14 protein-coding genes and 4 tRNA genes (1 of these 18 cut by a window edge) are annotated in these 18,612 nt (G+C 56.7%); 4 read left to right on the plus strand and 14 right to left on the minus strand.

Annotated elements, in window-relative coordinates:
* The 9 genes from HMPREF3096_RS15140 to nagB form a co-directional block, all read right to left on the minus strand.
* Nucleotides 1-31 (minus strand) — tRNA-OTHER (locus HMPREF3096_RS15140) (it extends 51 nt beyond the left edge of the window).
* 23 nt (nucleotides 32-54) lie between these two features.
* Nucleotides 55-129 (minus strand) — tRNA-Gln (locus HMPREF3096_RS15145).
* A 23-nt stretch (nucleotides 130-152) separates the two neighbouring features.
* Nucleotides 153-237 (minus strand) — tRNA-Leu (locus HMPREF3096_RS15150).
* A gap of 8 nt (nucleotides 238-245) precedes the next feature.
* A tRNA-Met gene (locus tag HMPREF3096_RS15155) sits at nucleotides 246-322 on the minus strand.
* 237 nt (nucleotides 323-559) lie between these two features.
* Nucleotides 560-2,224 carry an asparagine synthase B gene (gene asnB / locus HMPREF3096_RS15160; protein WP_008805652.1) on the minus strand — a complete coding sequence of 555 codons (1,665 nt, stop codon included), beginning with the start codon at nucleotides 2,222-2,224 and terminating at the stop codon, nucleotides 560-562.
* Between the two features lie 278 nt (nucleotides 2,225-2,502).
* Complete coding sequence (locus HMPREF3096_RS15165; RefSeq protein ID WP_008805653.1) at nucleotides 2,503-3,255, minus strand: HAD-IIA family hydrolase; 753 nt, start codon at nucleotides 3,253-3,255, stop codon at nucleotides 2,503-2,505.
* Nucleotides 3,256-3,383: 128 nt separating this feature from the next.
* Nucleotides 3,384-4,604: a DNA-binding transcriptional regulator NagC gene (gene nagC / locus HMPREF3096_RS15170; protein WP_008805654.1), complete on the minus strand. Its 1,221-nt coding sequence runs from the start codon at nucleotides 4,602-4,604 to the stop codon at nucleotides 3,384-3,386.
* Between the two features lie 8 nt (nucleotides 4,605-4,612).
* The gene (nagA, locus tag HMPREF3096_RS15175; RefSeq protein WP_012542447.1) at nucleotides 4,613-5,761 is read right to left on the minus strand and encodes an N-acetylglucosamine-6-phosphate deacetylase; all 1,149 of its coding nucleotides are present in this window, start codon (nucleotides 5,759-5,761) and stop codon (nucleotides 4,613-4,615) included.
* Nucleotides 5,762-5,874: 113 nt separating this feature from the next.
* Nucleotides 5,875-6,675, minus strand: coding sequence for a glucosamine-6-phosphate deaminase (nagB, locus tag HMPREF3096_RS15180; protein WP_012542446.1), 801 nt, complete (start codon nucleotides 6,673-6,675; stop codon nucleotides 5,875-5,877).
* Between the two features lie 315 nt (nucleotides 6,676-6,990).
* On the opposite strand from nagB, the gene nagE reads away from it, so the two are divergent.
* The 4 genes from nagE to chiQ all read left to right on the plus strand — a co-directional run bounded on the left by nagE (nucleotide 6,991) and on the right by chiQ (nucleotide 13,013).
* Entirely contained in the window at nucleotides 6,991-8,946 is a 1,956-nt protein-coding gene (gene nagE / locus HMPREF3096_RS15185) for a PTS N-acetyl glucosamine transporter subunit IIABC (protein ID WP_004147599.1), read from the plus strand.
* A gap of 178 nt (nucleotides 8,947-9,124) precedes the next feature.
* The gene (gene glnS / locus HMPREF3096_RS15190; RefSeq protein ID WP_012542445.1) at nucleotides 9,125-10,792 is read left to right on the plus strand and encodes a glutamine--tRNA ligase; all 1,668 of its coding nucleotides are present in this window, start codon (nucleotides 9,125-9,127) and stop codon (nucleotides 10,790-10,792) included.
* Between the two features lie 437 nt (nucleotides 10,793-11,229).
* A complete protein-coding gene (gene chiP, locus HMPREF3096_RS15195; protein ID WP_008805658.1) occupies nucleotides 11,230-12,633 on the plus strand; it encodes a chitoporin ChiP in 1,404 nt (467 codons plus the stop codon).
* 47 nt (nucleotides 12,634-12,680) lie between these two features.
* Nucleotides 12,681-13,013: a ChiQ/YbfN family lipoprotein gene (gene chiQ, locus HMPREF3096_RS15200; protein WP_022065692.1), complete on the plus strand. Its 333-nt coding sequence runs from the start codon at nucleotides 12,681-12,683 to the stop codon at nucleotides 13,011-13,013.
* A gap of 51 nt (nucleotides 13,014-13,064) precedes the next feature.
* Here chiQ and HMPREF3096_RS15205 read toward each other — a convergent pair whose 3' ends face one another.
* From HMPREF3096_RS15205 to fur, 5 genes are all read right to left on the minus strand, one after another.
* Nucleotides 13,065-14,360, minus strand: coding sequence for an MFS transporter (locus HMPREF3096_RS15205; RefSeq protein WP_012968692.1), 1,296 nt, complete (start codon nucleotides 14,358-14,360; stop codon nucleotides 13,065-13,067).
* Nucleotides 14,361-14,415: 55 nt separating this feature from the next.
* On the minus strand, nucleotides 14,416-15,555 hold the full coding sequence (gene tcuB, locus HMPREF3096_RS15210; protein WP_032729664.1) for a tricarballylate utilization 4Fe-4S protein TcuB: 1,140 nt from the start codon (nucleotides 15,553-15,555) through the stop codon (nucleotides 14,416-14,418).
* Nucleotides 15,542-16,945 (minus strand): FAD-dependent tricarballylate dehydrogenase TcuA, encoded by a 1,404-nt coding sequence (gene tcuA, locus HMPREF3096_RS15215; RefSeq protein ID WP_022065690.1) that lies wholly within the window; start codon nucleotides 16,943-16,945, stop codon nucleotides 15,542-15,544. Before tcuA ends, tcuB begins: the two co-directional genes overlap by 14 nt.
* Before the next feature lie 97 nt (nucleotides 16,946-17,042).
* Entirely contained in the window at nucleotides 17,043-17,969 is a 927-nt protein-coding gene (tcuR, locus tag HMPREF3096_RS15220) for a tricarballylate utilization LysR family transcriptional regulator TcuR (RefSeq protein WP_008805663.1), read from the minus strand.
* Nucleotides 17,970-18,096: 127 nt separating this feature from the next.
* The gene (gene fur / locus HMPREF3096_RS15225; RefSeq protein WP_002894761.1) at nucleotides 18,097-18,549 is read right to left on the minus strand and encodes a ferric iron uptake transcriptional regulator; all 453 of its coding nucleotides are present in this window, start codon (nucleotides 18,547-18,549) and stop codon (nucleotides 18,097-18,099) included.
* Nucleotides 18,550-18,612: the final 63 nt, after the last annotated feature.

The raw sequence follows: 18,612 nt of genomic DNA on the forward strand, positions 1-18,612 counted from the left end.
GATGTGCTCTAACCAGCTGAGCTACGTAGCCAAATTGTCTTACTGTTTCTTCGATGGCTGGGGTACCTGGATTCGAACCAGGGAATGCCGGTATCAAAAACCGGTGCCTTACCGCTTGGCGATACCCCATCCGTACAACGCTAACTGGTGAATGGTGCGGGAGGCGAGACTTGAACTCGCACACCTTGCGGCGCCAGAACCTAAATCTGGTGCGTCTACCAATTTCGCCACTCCCGCAAAAAAGATGGTGGCTACGACGGGATTCGAACCTGTGACCCCATCATTATGAGTGATGTGCTCTAACCAGCTGAGCTACGTAGCCATCTTTTTTTCGCGTAACCTTATCGGCGTTGCGGGGCGCATTATGCGTATTGGGCCTGCGAGCGTCAACCTCTTTTTCAAGGAAAATCGTTGTAATGTGACTGTTTGGTTAGGTTGCGAACAGCTCGCTGCAATATTCGGCAATTATTGGTTATTTATCGTTTTTCAGCGGCATAAATCCTGCAAAAAGAAAACGGACCCCGGAGGGTCCGTTTCGCGTTTCACCGCCCGTCAGGGCTTATTTGTAGGCTGACTGGTGGACGCCCACCGCACGGCCTGATGGATCGTTCATGGTCTTGAACGCTTCATCCCACTCAATGGCTTTCGCTGAAGAGCAGGCCACCGACGGACCGCCAGGGACACACTCCGCCGCGCTCGGCAGCGGGAACAGCTCTTCGAAGATCTCGCGGTACAGATAGCCTTCTTTGGAGGTCGGCGTGTTGTACGGGAAACGGAAGCTCGCCGTTTCCAGCTGCTGATCGCTGATCTGCTTCGCGGCCACTTCTTTCAGCGTATCGATCCAGCTGTAGCCGACGCCGTCAGAGAACTGCTCTTTCTGCCGCCAGGCAACGCTGGCCGGCAGGTAGGATTCAAAGCATTCACGCAGCACGTGTTTTTCCATTTTTCCGTTGCCGCACATCTTATCCTGCGGGTTGATGCGCATCGCCACGTCGAGGAACTTCTTGTCGAGGAACGGCACGCGGGCTTCCACGCCCCAGGCGGACATCGCTTTGTTGGCGCGGGCGCAGTCAAACATATGCAGCGCCTGCAGCTTGCGCACCGTCTCTTCGTGCAGTTCTTTGGCGTTCGGCGCCTTATGGAAATAGAGGTAGCCGCCGAACACTTCGTCCGAACCTTCGCCGGAAAGCACCATTTTGATGCCCATGGCTTTAATTTTACGCGACATCAGGTACATCGGCGTCGAGGCGCGAATGGTGGTCACGTCATACGTTTCGATGTGATAGATAACGTCGCGGATCGCATCCAGCCCTTCCTGGACCGTAAAGTGAATTTCGTGGTGTACGGTGCCGAGGTGGTTGGCCACTTCCTGCGCCGCTTTCAGGTCAGGAGAGCCTTCCAGACCGACCGCGAAAGAGTGCAACTGCGGCCACCAGGCTTCGCTACGCTCCTGATCTTCGACGCGACGGGCGGCGAATTTCTTGGTGATAGCCGAGATGACCGATGAATCAAGACCGCCGGAGAGCAGCACGCCGTAAGGCACGTCGGACATTAGGTGGCTTTTCACCGACTCTTCCAGCGCCTGGCGCAGCTCGTTCTTATCGGTAACGTTGTCTTTCACCGCGTCGTAATCGAACCAGTCACGCTGATAGTACTGGCGAATTTCGCCGTCTTTGCTCCACAGGTAGCTGCCCGCCGGGAACTCTTTAATGGTGCGGCATACCGGCACCAGCGCTTTCATTTCGGAGGCGACATAGAAGTTGCCGTGTTCGTCATGGCCCATATACAGCGGAATAATACCGATATGGTCGCGACCAATTAAGTACGCGTCTTTCTCGCTGTCGTACAGGGCGAAGGCGAACATCCCCTGCAGGTCGTCGAGGAACTCAGGGCCTTTTTCCTGATACAGCGCGAGGATCACTTCGCAGTCAGAGCCGGTCTGGAACTGATAGCGATCGCCATACTCCGCGCGCAGCGCCTGATGGTTGTAGATCTCGCCGTTAACGGCCAGCGCATGGGTTTTTTCGGCGTTGTACAGCGGCTGGGCACCGGCGTTGACGTCGACAATAGACAGGCGCTCGTGCGCCAGAATCGCTTTGTCGCTGGCATACACGCCAGACCAGTCCGGACCGCGATGGCGCATCAGGCGGGAAAGCTCCAGCGCCTTTTTACGCAGCTCGCCTGCGTCAGTTTTAATATCCAGTACGCCAAAAATAGAACACATAGCCTTCTCCATTACCCTGTCGTGTTTGATGTTGTGCTGGCTTCGTCTCGTGGCGAAGCCTGAGTGCGTGCTTAAGAAAATGCCGTAAAGGGGGCGCTGGCGCAAGGGTTTTGCGGCCTGAAAAAGAAAAAACGCAACTGTGATTATTGAACAGTAAAAAAAGAGTATCTTTTGAGCGACTTTATTGAGGAATACGCATTTATAGGCCGTTTTTATTAGATGGATGACTTTTGGCAGGCGCTATAAATGAAAAACCACGTCCTGCGACGTGGTTGGCATCAGAAAATATCGATTTCCGCGACGGAAGGGTAAATCCACGACGGGCGAAACGGCATGCTGTCGATGTCATCGAGGGTGGAGACGCCGGAGAGCACCAGAATAGTCTCCAGCCCCGCCTGGAAGCCGGCCAGAATGTCAGTGCGCAGGTTATCACCTACGATCACTGTCTGCTCGGAGTGAGCCTGCATTTTGTTCAGCGCTGAACGGATGATCCACGGGCTAGGTTTACCGACGTAAAACGGCTTACGGCCGGAGATCTTCTCGATCCCGGCGCACAGCGCGCCACAGGCCGGATAGTAGCCGCGACCGTGCGTATCCGGGTTGGTGGCAATGAAGCGGGCGCCGTTGGCAACGAAGAAGGCGGCCTTATGCATCATCTCCCAGTTGAATGAACGGGTTTCCCCGACGATGACAAAATCCGGGTTCACATCGGTGATGGTAAAGCCGGCTTTGTACAGTTCGTGGATCAGCGCCCCTTCACCCACCACATAGGCTTTCTTGCCTTCCTGGCGGCGCAGGAAATCGGCGGTGGCCATCGCCGAGGTGTAAAACGCGGTATCCGGCACGTCGATGCCGGCGGTGGCGAAACGGTTAGCCAAATCCTGGCCGGTTTGCGACGGGTAGTTGGTCAGCATTACCAGCGGCATGCCTTTATCGAGGATGCGTTTGATAAACTCGGCAGCGCCGGGAACGGCGACGTTATCGTGCATCAGCACGCCGTCAATATCACAAATTATGTTTTGAATGGTCATGGTGGGTCCAGAATCATTAACAAAGACGAAACTATACTCGTCATCGATGAGGTTTCACATCGCTGGTGGACCATACCCACCAGCGACAGGGTGATGCGGATCGTTTCGCGCTATCAATAAAGAGGCGATTAGCTCTCAAGCAAGCGCTGCAGCAGCGTGCCATTGAGCATAGCGCGTTTGACCAGCGCGAAGGCGCCAATCGCTGAGCGATGGTCGAGGGTAGAACGCACCACCGGCAGGTTCTTGCGAAACGCTTTCAGCGCCTGGGCGTTAATGCAGCCTTCGATGGCCGGAAGAAGGACCTTTTCAGCTTCCACTATTTCGCCGGCGACAACGATTTTTTGTGGGTTGAACAGGTTAATCGCGATGGCGATCGTTTTCCCGAGGTGACGCCCCACGTACTCAATCACCTCGCAGGCCAGGGCATCGCCCTTGTTGGCCGCTTTGCAGATAGTTTTGATCGTGCAGTCATCCGGCGTCAGACGGCTCTGGTAGCCCTGCTCAAGCAGGTGGCGAACTCGCTGTTCGATGGCGGCATTGGCCGCGACGGTCTCCAGACAGCCGAAGTTGCCGCAGTGGCAGCGCTCGCCCAGCGGATCGACCTGAATGTGGCCAATTTCGCCGACGTTGCCGTTCCGGCCAATAAAAATGCGCCCGTTAGAGATGATGCCCGCGCCGGTACCGCGGTGCACGCGCACCAGGATGGAGTCTTCGCAGTCCTGACTTGCACCGAAATAGTGCTCGGCCAGCGCCAGGCTGCGGATGTCGTGCCCGACATAGCAGGTAACGTTGAAGCGTTTTTCCAGCGCCCCGACCAGGCCCCAGTTTTCCACCGCAATATGCGGCATATAGCGGATCACGCCGCTTTCCGGGTCGACGAGGCCTGGCAGGATCACCGAGATGGCGATCAGCTCGCGAATTTTGCGCTGACAGTTTTCGATAAAGGTGGCGATGATATTCAGCAGGGCGTGTTCCAGCGTTTCCTGGGTGCGCTCGGGCAGGGGAAAATGTTCCTCTTCCAGGGTCTTGCTGCTTAAATCATACAGGGTCAGAGTGGCGTCATAGCGGCCAAGCCGCACGCCGATGGCGTTGAAGTTGCGGGTTTCAGCGATGATAGAGATAGCGCGGCGGCCTCCGGTGGAGGCCTGCTGATCGACTTCTTTGATCAGGCCGCGCTCAATAAGCTGACGCGTGATTTTGGTCACGCTGGCAGGGGCAAGCTGGCTTTGTTCGGCTATCTGAATGCGCGAGATAGGCCCATGCTGGTCAATCAGGCGGTACACGGCCGCGCTGTTCAGTTGTTTTACGAGGTCAACGTTACCAATTTGAGCTTGTCCGCCTGCTGTCATACTTTTACTTACTCAGTGACGACCTCGTTACCATTAACGATGGTCTTGGTGATTTTATAATCGCGTGTAAAGGCGGTCAGGTTAGCGACCATGCCCGGCGCAATGCTGCCGAGCTGCTTGTCCACACCGATAGCGCGCGCGGGATAGAGCGTCGCCATCCGCAATACTTCGTCCAGTGCCACGCCGCAATGCTCCACCAGATTACGCACCCCTTCAATCATGGTCAGGGAGGAGCCGCTGAGCGTGCCGTTTTCATCTACGCACAGTCCATTGCGGTAGTATATTGTTTTCCCGGCAAAAATGAACTGGTCAATATTCGCCCCCGCCGGCGCGGTGGCGTCGGTGACCAGGCACAGTTTGTCGCCTTTCAGGCGCTTGGCGTTACGTACGTTGGCATAATCGACATGCATCCCGTCGACAATAATACCGCAGTAGACATCCGGCTCGTCAAAAATCGCCCCGGCCAGACCCGGTTCGCGTCCGGTAATATACGGCATCGCGTTATACAGGTGAGTGGCGAAGGTAATGCCGGCGCGGAAGCCGACTTTCGCCTCTTTCAGCGTGGCGTTGGAGTGGCCGGCGGAGACGACGATCCCGGCGGCAACCAGCTTGCGGATCACTTCCGGCTCAACGCGCTCAGGGGCGAGGGTCACCTTGGTGATCACATCGGCGTTATCGCAGAGGAAATCGACCAGCGCGGCGTCCGGTTTACGCACGTAGTCCGGGTTGTGGGTGCCTTTCTTGACGATATTCAGCCACGGCCCTTCAAGATGCAGACCCAGCGCCTGATTCGGGTGTTTTTGCAGGTATTCGCGCATGACGCGGATACCTTGCTTCATCAGATCGTCACTGGAGGTAATCAGCGTCGGCAGGAAGCTGGTGCAGCCTGAACGTTCGTTCGCCTTCTGCATGATCTCCAGCGTTTCAACGGTGACCGCCTCTGGGCTGTCGTTAAACTGCACGCCGCCGCAGCCATTGAGCTGAACGTCGATAAAACCGGGGGCAATTATTGCGCCGTTGACCGAGCGCTGCTCCATGTCAGACGGCAAATCCGCCAGCGGACAGAGACGTTCGATTAGGCCATCGGCGATAACAACCGCATGGTCATCGAGAATTTCATGACCGGTATAAACCCGGCCCTGGGTTAATGCATACATTACGACCCCCGGTATATACGCCCCATCAGGTCAGCGATCGTTCGTTTGCCGCCGGCATGATGATGCATACAAAGAAAAAGAGGGTCCCGCGCAAGTGGCGGGACACGACTACATTACAGACCTTTAATATTTTCAGCTTCTAATTCGTTGAAATATTTCAGGGTTTTCACTTTCAGCTCCATGGTGGACGGCTCGTCGCAGACAATCACCGCCTTCGGATGCAGCTGCAGGCAGGTAATGGTCCACATATGGTTGACGTTACCTTCTACCGCCGCCTGCAGCGCCAGCGCTTTCTGATGACCCAGCACCAGAATCATCACTTCTTCTGCATCCAGCAGGGTGCCTACGCCCACGGTCAACGCGTATTTCGGCACCAGATCCACATCACCATCGAAGAAGCGGGAGTTCGCCACACGGGTGTCATGGGTCAGGGTCTTAATACGGGTGCGGGACGCCAGAGAAGAGGCCGGTTCGTTGAACGCGATGTGACCATCGTTGCCTACGCCGCCCATGAACAGGTGGATTTTACCGTAGGAACGAATTTTTTCTTCATAGCGACGGCATTCCGCATCGATGTCCGGCGCGTTACCATTCAGCAGGTTGATATTTTCTGCCGGAATATCAACGTGGTCAAAGAAATTACGGTGCATGAAGCTATGATAGCTTTCCGGATGCTCTTTTGGCAGGCCGACATATTCATCCATATTAAAGGTGACGACGTGTTTGAAGCTAACCTGGCCTGCTTTATGCATTTCAACCAGCGCTTTGTAGGCGGTCAGCGGAGTGCCACCGGTAGGCAGACCCAGCACGAACGGGCGGTCCGCGGTCGGTTTGAATGCATTAATACGGTTAACGATGTGGCGGGCAGCCCATTTACCGACCTGCTCAGCGGTTACCAGGGGGATCAGTCTCATTCTTCACCTCTATAGTTAAAGTAGATTCTGGCGGATTGGCGCCAGCACTCTGAGGAGAGTATTGCAGCAACTGCGCCGACCGGGGTCAATCCGTGTTGATTTTTTGAATGATAAAATAAGTTTTCGATGTTAGCCAGTGAAAGGGAGGGGGGAATACGATATTTGGTGATAATTATCACAAAAAATACCCGTTTAATTTGCGATACGAATTAATTTTTCACACACTTTGCCGGTAAGTGATAAAACCGACCTTGTTACACAATAAAAAAGTGGCTTTGAAAATGAGCCTCATCGGGGTCTCATAGGGGGAATAAGATGAATATTTTAGGTTTCTTTCAGCGACTGGGTAGGGCGTTGCAGCTCCCTATCGCAGTGCTGCCGGTCGCGGCATTGCTGCTGCGTTTCGGGCAACCAGACCTGTTGAATGTACCCTTCATCGCGCAAGCGGGTGGGGCGATCTTCGATAATCTGGCGCTGATCTTCGCAATTGGTGTGGCATCAAGCTGGTCCAAGGATAACGCGGGTTCTGCGGCGCTGGCCGGCGCAGTAGGGTATTTCGTGATGACCAAAGCGATGGTCACCATCAACCCGGAAATTAACATGGGCGTGCTGGCCGGTATCATTACCGGTCTGGTGGCAGGGGCGGTGTACAACCGCTGGGCCGGCATCAAGCTGCCGGACTTCCTGAGCTTCTTCGGCGGCAAACGCTTCGTGCCGATCGCCACCGGCTTCTTCTGTCTGATCCTCGCCGCGATCTTCGGCTACGTCTGGCCGCCGGTGCAGCACGCTATCCACTCTGGTGGCGAATGGATCGTCTCCGCAGGGGCGCTCGGTTCCGGTATCTTTGGTTTCATCAACCGTCTGCTGATCCCAACCGGTCTGCATCAGGTGCTGAACACCATCGCCTGGTTCCAGATTGGTGAGTTCACTAACGCCGCTGGCGCTGTGTTCCACGGCGACATCAACCGCTTCTACGCCGGCGACGGCACCGCGGGGATGTTCATGTCCGGCTTCTTCCCGATCATGATGTTTGGTCTGCCGGGTGCGGCGCTGGCGATGTATCTGGCGGCGCCGAAAGCGCGTCGTCCGATGGTCGGCGGTATGCTGCTGTCCGTAGCCATCACCGCGTTCCTGACCGGGGTAACCGAGCCGCTGGAATTCCTGTTCATGTTCCTGGCTCCGCTGCTGTACCTCCTGCATGCAGTGCTGACCGGTATCAGCCTGTTCATCGCAACGGCGCTGGGTATCCATGCGGGCTTCTCCTTCTCCGCAGGTGCAATTGACTATGTGCTGATGTACAGCCTGCCTGCGGCCAGCAAAAACGTCTGGATGCTGCTGGTGATGGGCGTGGTGTTCTTCTTCGTCTACTTCCTGCTGTTCAGCGCGGTGATCCGCATGTTCAACCTGAAAACGCCGGGTCGTGAAGACAAAGCCGCTGACGTGGTAACGGAAGAAGCCAACAGCAACACTGAAGAGGGCCTGACCCAGCTGGCGACCAGCTATATCGCCGCGGTGGGCGGAACCGACAACCTGAAAGCCATTGACGCCTGTATCACCCGTCTGCGTCTGACCGTGGGCGATTCGGCGAAAGTGAATGACGCGGCCTGTAAACGTCTCGGCGCGTCCGGGGTGGTGAAACTGAATAAGCAAACCATCCAGGTTATCGTCGGTGCGAAAGCAGAATCTATCGGCGATGAGATGAAAAAAGTGGTTACCCGCGGCCCGGTAGCGGCAGCAGCAGCTGCACCGGCTGGCAATGTCGCCACCGCAGCGCCAGCGGCTAAACCGCAGGCGGTAGCGAATGCGAAGACCGTTGAGTCGCTGGTTTCGCCGATTACCGGTGACGTGGTGGCGCTCGAACAGGTGCCGGACGAAGCCTTCGCCAGCAAAGCCGTCGGCGACGGTATCGCGGTGAAACCGACCAGCAACATCGTTGTCGCGCCAGCGGCGGGTACTGTGGTGAAAATTTTCAACACTAACCACGCGTTCTGCCTCGAAACCAACAACGGCGCGGAAATCGTCGTCCACATGGGGATCGACACCGTGGCGCTGGAAGGCAAGGGCTTCAAACGTTTGGTTGAAGAGGGCACGGACGTGAAGGCCGGTGAGCCGATCCTGGAAATGGATCTGGACTTCCTCAACGCCAACGCGCGCTCAATGATTAGCCCGGTCGTCTGCAGCAATAGCGATGACTACAGCGCGCTGGTGATACTGGCGAGCGGTAAGGTCGTTGCCGGCCAGACGCCGCTGTATGAGATTAAAGGCAAGTAAGGCTCCTGAGTCGAGTTTATGCCTCAGCGGCGAAGGGAAACCTTCGCCGCTTTTTTTTCCAGCAATCGGCCCCATAATCCTCTTCTGATACCTATTTTACGTAACTAATAGTTGTCACTACGTCCTGCTTGTAAGATCATGTGCCGTTATACGTTGTTTACGCTTTGAGGAACCCGTGATGAGTGAGGCAGAAGCCCGCCCGACTAACTTTATCCGTCAGATCATTGATGAAGATCTGGCTACCGGTAAACATACCACCGTTCACACACGCTTCCCGCCGGAGCCGAACGGTTATCTGCACATTGGCCATGCGAAATCCATCTGCCTGAACTTCGGCATCGCGCAGGATTATCAGGGTCAATGCAACCTGCGTTTCGATGACACCAACCCGGTGAAAGAAGATATCGAATACGTGGAGTCGATTAAAAACGACGTGCAGTGGTTAGGTTTCCACTGGTCCGGGGACGTTTGCTACTCGTCTGATTACTTTGATCAGCTGCATCAGTATGCGGTTGAGCTGATCAACAAAGGTCTGGCCTATGTTGATGAACTCTCTCCTGATGAAATTCGCGAATACCGCGGCACCCTGAAAGCGCCGGGTAAAAACAGCCCGTATCGCGACCGCAGCGTGGAAGAAAACCTGGCGCTGTTTGAAAAAATGCGCAGCGGCGGCTTCGAAGAGGGTAAAGCCTGCCTGCGCGCGAAGATCGATATGGCATCGCCGTTCATCGTGATGCGCGATCCGGTGCTGTACCGCATTAAGTTCGCTGAGCATCATCAGACCGGCAACAAGTGGTGCATCTACCCGATGTATGACTTCACCCACTGCATCAGCGATGCGCTGGAAGGCATCACCCACTCGCTGTGTACCCTGGAGTTCCAGGACAACCGCCGCCTGTACGACTGGGTGCTGGACAACATCAGCATTCCGGTGCATCCACGTCAGTACGAATTCTCGCGCCTGAATCTCGAATACACCGTGATGTCCAAGCGTAAGCTGAACCAGCTGGTGACCGAGAAGCACGTGGAAGGCTGGGACGATCCGCGTATGCCGACCATCTCCGGTCTGCGTCGCCGTGGCTACACCGCTGAATCCATCCGCGAGTTCTGCAAGCGCATCGGCGTGACCAAGCAGGACAACACCATCGAGATGGCATCGCTGGAGTCCTGCATTCGTGAAGATCTGAATGAAAACGCCCCGCGCGCGATGGCGGTGATCGATCCGGTGAAACTGGTTATCGAGAACTATCCGCAGGGCGAAAGCGAAATGGTGGCGATGCCGAACCATCCGAACAAGCCGGAAATGGGCAGTCGTGAAGTGCCGTTCAGCGCCGAAATCTGGATCGATCGCGCTGACTTCCGTGAAGAAGCCAACAAACAGTACAAGCGTCTGGTGCTGGGTAAAGAAGTGCGTCTGCGCAATGCCTACGTGATCAAAGCGGAACGCGTGGAGAAAGATGCCGAAGGCAATATCACCACTATTTTCTGCACCTACGATGCCGATACCCTGAGTAAAGATCCGGCCGACGGTCGCAAGGTCAAAGGCGTGATCCACTGGGTGAGTGCGGCGCATGCGCTGCCGGTGGAGATCCGTCTCTACGATCGCCTGTTCAGCGTACCAAACCCGGGGGCGGAGGAAGATTTCCTCGCGGTAATCAACCCGGATTCGCTGGTGATTAAGCAGGGATATGCGGAGCCGAGCCTGGCGCAGGCCGAAGCAGGCAAAGCTTACCAGTTTGAGCGTGAAGGTTACTTCTGCCTCGACAGTCGCTATGCAAACGCCTCCAGTCTGGTGTTCAACCGCACTGTCGGGCTGCGTGATACCTGGGCGAAAGTCGGCGAATAAATTTCCCTCTCGTAAAAGCGTCGCACCTTGCGGCGCTTTTTTTTTGTTTCAGAATCAGCCAATTAAACTTTTCATTTTCGCGATGCGAATTAATCCTGTTACTGCGCGGTAATAAATAGCGCTTCTGATGTTTCCTGTCATATACAAAAAACCAATGTAATCGCTTTCAGTTCTTCTATTTTTCCCTGATTTTGCAATGACTTCCATGACAAAATTATCAGGGATAAGACTGTAACAAAAAGACATAAATTATGTGCGCTTTGTCATAATCTTAAGCTTTGCCTCACGAAAAACATTGATAATTCGCGTCACGAAAAATAGTCTATCTACAGTGGTTTCGCGGCCTTTTTCACCGCCCCACATTTTGCAGTTTTATTTATTTTTTTAGCGAATGACCGTTGGTCTTCGCCTTTTAAAACGTCAAAGAGGATATGCACATGCGTACGTTTAGTGGCAAACGTAGTACGCTGGCGCTGGCTATTGCCGCCGTCACCGCGATGTCGGGCTGGGTTGTGGTTCCGCAGGCCAGCGCAGCAGGCTTTATCGATGATTCAACCTTAACCGGCGGTATCTATTACTGGCAGCGTGAGCGTGACCGTAAAGATGTCACCGACGGCGACAAATATAAAACCAACCTTTCCCACTCCACCTGGAACGCCAACCTGGACTTCCAGTCCGGCTATGCCGCCGATATGTTTGGCCTTGATATTGCTGCATTTACCGCGATTGAAATGGCCGAGAACGGCGATAGCGGCCACCCGAACGAAATTGCCTTCTCATCGCGCAACAAAGCTTATGACGAAGACTACTCCGGCGATAAGAGCGGTATCAGCCTGTATAAAGCCGCCGCGAAATTCAAATATGGTCCGGCGTGGGCACGTGCGGGCTATATCCAGCCAACCGGCCAGACTCTGCTGGCCCCGCACTGGAGCTTTATGCCAGGTACCTATCAGGGGGCGGAGGCCGGGGCTAACTTCGACTATGGCACGGCGGGCGCGTTAAGTTTTTCCTATATGTGGACGAACGAGTATAAAGCGCCATGGCATATCGAGATGGACGATTTCTATCAGAACGACAAGAAAACCAAAGTTGATTATCTCCACTCCGTCGGCGCCAAATATGATTTCAAAAACGACCTGGTGCTGGAGGCGGCATTTGGTCAGGCTCAGGGCTATATCGATCAGTACTTTGCTAAAGCCAGCTACAAGTTTGACGTCGCCGGCGCGCCGCTGAGCACCAGCTACCAGTTCTACGGCACCCGCGATAAGGTTAGCAACGGCGGGGTCAATGACATCTATGACGGCACCGCATGGCTGCAGGCGTTAACCTTCGGCTATAAAGTGGCGGATGTGCTGGACCTGCGTCTGGAAGGCACCTGGGTGAAGGCCGATGGCCAGCAGGGCTACTTCCTGCAGCGTATGACGCCGACCTATGCCTCTTCCAACGGTCGTCTCGATATCTGGTGGGATAACCGCTCCGACTTTAACGCCAACGGCGAAAAAGCGGTCTTCTTCGGCGCGATGTATGACATGAAAAACTGGGATATGCCTGGCTGGGCGTTTGGCGCGTCTTATGTCTACGCCTGGGATGCGAAGCCGGGAAGAATGTCCTCTCCGGATGCGTACTATGACCCTGACTATCGCCTGAAAGAATCGGCTTACAGCCTGGATGCGTTGTATACCGTGCAGGAAGGTCGGGCGAAGGGCACCCTGTTCAAACTGCACTTTACCCAGTACGACAACCATTCCGATATTCCGAGCTGGAGCGGCGGCTACGGCAACATCTTCCAGGATGAGCGCGACGTGAAGTTCATGGTTATCGCCCCGTTCACTATTTTCTGATGCCTGCGCGGCGGGCGTGAGCCTGCCGCACCTCTGGGAGAACGACAATGAAAAAAATGCTGCTTATTGCCATGATGGCCTCGGGTCTGGTGGCCTGCGCCACGTCGCCGGCACCGAAAGAAGACACCAAACTGAAAGATGCCTATAGCGCCTGTATTAATACGGCGGAGGGGAATCCGGACAAGATTGAAGCCTGTCAGAGCGTACTGAATGTACTGAAAGAGGATAAACGGCACCAGCAATTTGCCAATCAGGAGAGCGTTCGCGTCCTGGATTACCAACAGTGTATTCAGGCCACCCGCACCGGCAACGATCAGGCGGTGAAAGCGCGCTGCGACCAGATCTGGAAGGAGATCCGCAGCAATAATACGACCCATTAAATCAGACGTTAGCGGCAAACGGGCGGAGCATACCTCCGCCCGTTTGTTTTTTTAGCGCTGACTCTCCGCCGGCTGATAGCCTCGGCTCAGCCGCACGAACAGCAGCGCGGTGGCAATGAACCCGCACAGCGCGGCGCACATTAGCCACCAGCCCGGCGCGCTTTTATCGCCGGTGAGCTCGACCAGGGCGGTAGAGATAGCCGGCGTCAGGCCGCCGAAAATGGCAGTAGCGAGACTAAAGGCCAGAGAGAATCCCACAGTGCGGACGTACACCGGCATCACTTCGGTGAGCGCCGCCACCATCGCGCCGTTATACATGCCAAAAAAGAACGAGAACCACAGCAGGACCAGCGTCATACGCGTAAAATCGGGCGCGGCGGTGAGCCAGTGCATCACCGGCCAGGTGGTGAGCAGCGCCAGCAGGGTAATGCCCATCAGCACCGGGCGACGACCGATCCGGTCAGAGATCGCCCCGCCAATCGGTAACCAGATAAAGTTAGAGATGCCCACCAGCATGGTCACCAGCAGGCTGTCGCGAGCGCTGAGGTGCAGCACCGCTCTGCCGTAGGTCGGCGTATAGACGGTGATAAAATAAAAGGTGGTGGTGGTCATCGCCACCAGCAACGTCCCGGCGGTAATAATGCGCCAGTTCCTGGCGATAGTGGTCAGGATCTCTTTAGTATCCGGGCGATGTTTACGCTGCAGGAACTCCTCAGTCTCCTGCAGCGAGCGGCGCAGCACGAAAATCAGCGGAATAATCAGACAGCCAATGAAGAAGGGAATGCGCCAGCCCCAGTCGGCGATCTCCTCATGCTCCAGCGTGGCGTTCAGCGCGTAGCCAATCAGCGCCGCCATGACGATAGCCACCTGCTGGCTGGCGGATTGCCAGCTGGTATAGAAGCCTTTATTGCCCGGCGTGGCGATTTCCGACAGATAGACCGACACCCCGCCAAGCTCGACGCCCGCGGAAAACCCCTGCAGCAAGCGGCCCACTAACACGAGGATCGGCGCCAGCACGCCGATGGTCTGATAGCCAGGTACCAGGGCGATGAGTAGCGTCCCGCAGCCCATGATCGCCAGGGTGACCATCAGCCCTTTGCGGCGCCCGATTCTGTCGATATAGGCGCCGAGGACCACCGCGCCGATGGGGCGCATCAGGAAGCCCGAACCAAACACCGCAAAGGTCAGCATCAGCGCTGCGAACTCGCTCTCCGCCGGAAAGAAGGTGCGGGCGATATAGGTGGCATAAAAGCCAAACAGGAAAAAGTCGAACTGTTCGAGAAAATTACCGCTGGTCACGCGGAGGATAGCGCCGACGGTGCCGGCGCGCGTGGATTGTTGCGTCATAGGGTGTGCTCTCCATTGTCTTTATCTTGTTTTTATAGAGGTAAGAGGGAGCGGGTTAGTCGCCTGCGACTGCCGCCTGTTTTCCGCGCCGCTTCTCAATTGCCCACTTGAGTAGCGCCGCACAGCGATAAAATCCGTGGGCAAATTTTCCGTAGGGAAGGGTTAAGAACAGGGCCATTACCACCCCGAGGTGAACAGCGAGCAAAATACCCATCCATGAGGTATCCCGTCCCGCCAGCAGCGCCAGGCCGGTGAAGCTGGTCAGCAGCAGTAGCAGGATAAAGCCGCGGTCCATCGGTTTTTGTCGTGCATCGCCGTGCAACGGCGACCGGCGCAGGTTTAGCCACAGCAGGCCAGCCGGCCCCACCAGCAGGCCGATGCCGCCAAGGGTCCCCAGCAGCACCGGGACGCTGAAGAACGGGTAGGGGGCTTCCTGGCCGGCGAAATAGTGATAGCCCGTGGCCACCACGGTGGAGGCGAAGCAGAGCATAAAGCCGTAGAAGGTGAAGTGGTGGAAACGGCGGCGCATCAGCGTGAAGGCGTCATCGGCTTCGTTGCAGCCTTTGCCATGCCCGCCATCGAGATATTTCAGCGTCAACGCATCCTGTGAGGCCTTGGCGATATCAACCGCGTGCGGCTGGCCCGGGGAGATCTCGCGCCAGAAGCGGATCACCCCGGTCATCAGCAAGCCAAAGGCCAGCACGAAGACCGAGCCAAACATCCACGCCAGCAGGTTATGCGGGAATATCTGATAGAAATCGCCGGCCAGAGGAGAGTGAAGCAGCGAGCCTTTAAGCTCCATCGCCAGCAGCAGAAAGAAAATCAGTCCGCCGACCAGCGCCAGTACGGTGGTCACACCAGCCCGGCGGTACAGGCTGCCAAAGGCGGCGGGCTGGGCGTAATGCTGGTAAGTTTCCAGCCGAACTTCGGCCATCGCCTTCGGCACGTTAATCGCGAATTCGTGCGGCGGCGCGTACTGACAGGCGTGCAGGCAGGCGCCGCAGTTATGACACAGGTTAGCCAGATAGTTAATATCTGCTTTGCCAAAGGCCAGGCGCTGGGTCATCGCCGGGAATACGGCGCAAAACCCTTCGCAGTAGCGGCAGGCGTTACATACCTGCATCACCCTTTCCACTTCCGCCTCCGGCTCGGTGATGATCTGCGCCTCAATGATCAGCTTCTCAAGCGACTTCATGGTGTTTCTCCTGCTGTGCCGCCCGGGCGGCTTGCTGGCCGGCAATGCGGCCGAAGGTGGTGCCGATCGACATCCCGACGCCGGCGGTATAGCCTTTGCCCAGCACGTTGCCAGCCATCATTTCCCCGGCGACAAACAGGTTGCGGCTGGGTTTACCGGCGAAGTGGACGGCGGCGGTGTCGTCGACGTAGAGCCCGAGGTAGGTGAAGGTGATCCCCGGACGTAAGGCATAGCCGTAGTAAGGCGGCGTATCGATAGGCCGCGCCCAGTGGGTCTTTGGCGGCGTCAGGCCGGCGGTGGCGCAGTTATCCAGGCGGGTATGATCGAACTGGCCTGGCGCGCAGGCGGCATTATAGTCGGCGATGGTTTGCGTAAAGCGTTCGCTGTCCAGGCCGAGCTGGCGGGCCAGCTCGGGAAGGGTGTTGGCCTGAGCGCCGGGAAAGACGGGCGGCATAAAGTGGCCGATGGCTTTGCTGTCGATGATCGAGTAGCCGATTTGCCCGGGCTGGTGGGCGACCAGCCGGCCCCAGATGGCATAGCGTTTGGGCCAGAAATCTTCTCCTTCATCGTAAAAACGGTCGGCATCGCGGTTGACCACTACCCCCAGCGACACGCAGTCGACGCGGGTACAGATCCCGCCATCGTAGAGCGGCGCCCGGGCGTCAATGGCGACGCAGTGGGACTGCGAGGGATCGCCGATAATATCGGCCCCGGCGTCGATCATAAACTTGAGCAGCACTCCCTGGTTGAAGCGGGTGCCGCGGATGAGAAAGTTATCGGCGGGCCATTCACCGCGGTCATTTTGCCCCCAGGCCTCGCGCAGCCATTCGCGGTTGGATTCAAATCCGCCGGCGGCGAGGACGCAGCTTTTTGCAACAATCCGTTCCTCGCCTGCCAGCGCGGCGACAAATTCGCCGTTGCGCAGCTCGAGAGCCTGCACCGGTGTGTTGTAGCGGATCTGCACCCCCATTTGCTCCGCGCTGCGGTAATAGGCATTGACCAGCGCTTTGCCGCCGCCCATAAAAAAGGCGTTGGTGCGGGCCACGTGCAGGGCGCCGGAGAGCGGCGGCTGAAAGTTAACTCCGTGCTGGCGCATCCAGTCCCGGCATTGTGACGAGGTGCGGATCACCATTCGGGCCAGCGCTTCGTTGGTATTCCCCTCGGTGACGCGCAGCAGATCCTGCCAGTACTCTTCTTCCGGGTAGCTGTCGACCAGCACGTCCTGCGGCGCATCGTGCATACAGCGCAGGTTACGCGTGTGCTGCGAGTTGCCGCCGCGCCACTCCCGCGGCGCCGCCTCCAGCAGCAGCACCGAGGCGCCAGCTTCCCGGGCGGTTAAGGCGGCGCATAGCGCGGCATTGCCGCCGCCAATCACCAGTACATCCACCATTATCGGCTCCCTTACAATTTAATTAATTGTTAAATTTGTAATGGGAATGTAGGTGGTAACAGCGGTGAGGCGCTATGGTGTAATGCTAAAGAGGGGTTTAGTGAGCGTAAAGGGTAGCACCCGGCCAGCGGTCAGACTCCACCAGCTGGCGCATGACTTTGCTGAGTATCACTCGAGCCGCAAGGCCTGCCGGAGTGAGTTCATCATCAGACAGACTGACCAGAAAGTTGGGGCGACTGAGTATCGGGTTGACGACGTCGATCACCCTCAGCGCCTGATGGTCGAGGTGGGAGATGGCGGCCCCGGGCTGCAGGGTGGCCCCCAGTCCGCTGCGCACGGCCTGCATCAGCAGGGCCAGACCGTCAATGTCCGCCACCACCTCAACGCTGAGATGATGCTGCTGGCAAACTGCCTCCAGCCTGCCGCGCAGGCCATGGCCCTGGCTTGGCATAATCAACGGCAGGGAGGTGAGCTGGTCAGGGGAGATGTGGTCCTCCTGCAGGGGGGCCAACAGCGCATGGGTGCCAATCAGGAACAGGCGTTCTTCCAGCACCGGTCTGGCGCTCCAGCGCAGGATCTTTTCCTGCTGGAAAACGATAGCTAAATCGAGCTGGCGGGTGTTGATCATCCGCTCCAGATTACCGGAGAGGCTTTCCACCAAATGCAGGCGCACGTCGGGATAGCTTTCGCGCATCGCATTGATGAACGGGACGCCGAGAACGGAGGCGGTGCTGGGGGCCATGCCGACGCTAACGTGGCCTGACAGGCGCGCCTCGCGGGCGGCGAGGATGGCATCATCGGCATGGCGCAGCGCCAGCTGTGCCTGCGAGTAGAAAGCGAGACCCGCGCTGGTGGGCGTGACCCCGCGGGAGGTCCGCTGCAGCAGGCGAATGGCCAGTTCGTTTTCCAGGCGTGCGATCTGCTGGCTGAGCGCCGAGACGCCGATATTAAGATCAAGCGCGGCGCGCCCCATGCTGCCGGTTTCAACAATGCGCACAAAATAGCGTAGCTGGCGAAGTTCCATATCAACTCTCCGGACAAAACGGGGACGCGGGAAGGTCACCTGTGGGACGAGAGCGGTAAGGGCAGCAGAGGCGCCCATAAAAAAGCCAACCGGCAGGTTGGCTTTTCAGTCTCAGCGAAGCGGGGAATTATTTTTCCACCGCGTCGTGGGCGTGTTCGTCCTCGCGGCAATCACCTTCCGCACAGTGGCCGTACAGATACAGACTGTGGTTGGTCAGGCGGATGCCGTGGCGGGAGGCAATTTCACGCTGGCGTAATTCGATCGAGTCATCGCTGAATTCGATCACTTTGCCGCAGTCGAGGCAAATCAGGTGATCGTGGTGATGCTGCTGGGTCAGTTCGAAAACGGATTTACCGCCTTCAAAATTATGACGAGTCACGATACCGGCATCATCAAACTGGTTGAGTACGCGGTAAACGGTCGCCAGACCGATCTCTTCGCCCATGTCGATCAGGCGTTTATATAAGTCTTCCGCACTGACATGATGGTTATCCGGTTCCTGCAGCACTTCAAGGATTTTCAGTCGAGGAAGTGTGACTTTCAGGCCAGCCTTCTTTAATGCGGTATTGTTGTCAGTCATGCGGAATCTGTCCTGTTGCTAAACGATCTACTTCCTTCAACGGAAGTCATACAGAAATTAACC

Origin of the sequence: Klebsiella sp. HMSC25G12 (assembly GCF_001807705.1) — a bacterium.
Lineage (GTDB): Bacteria > Pseudomonadota > Gammaproteobacteria > Enterobacterales > Enterobacteriaceae > Klebsiella > Klebsiella variicola.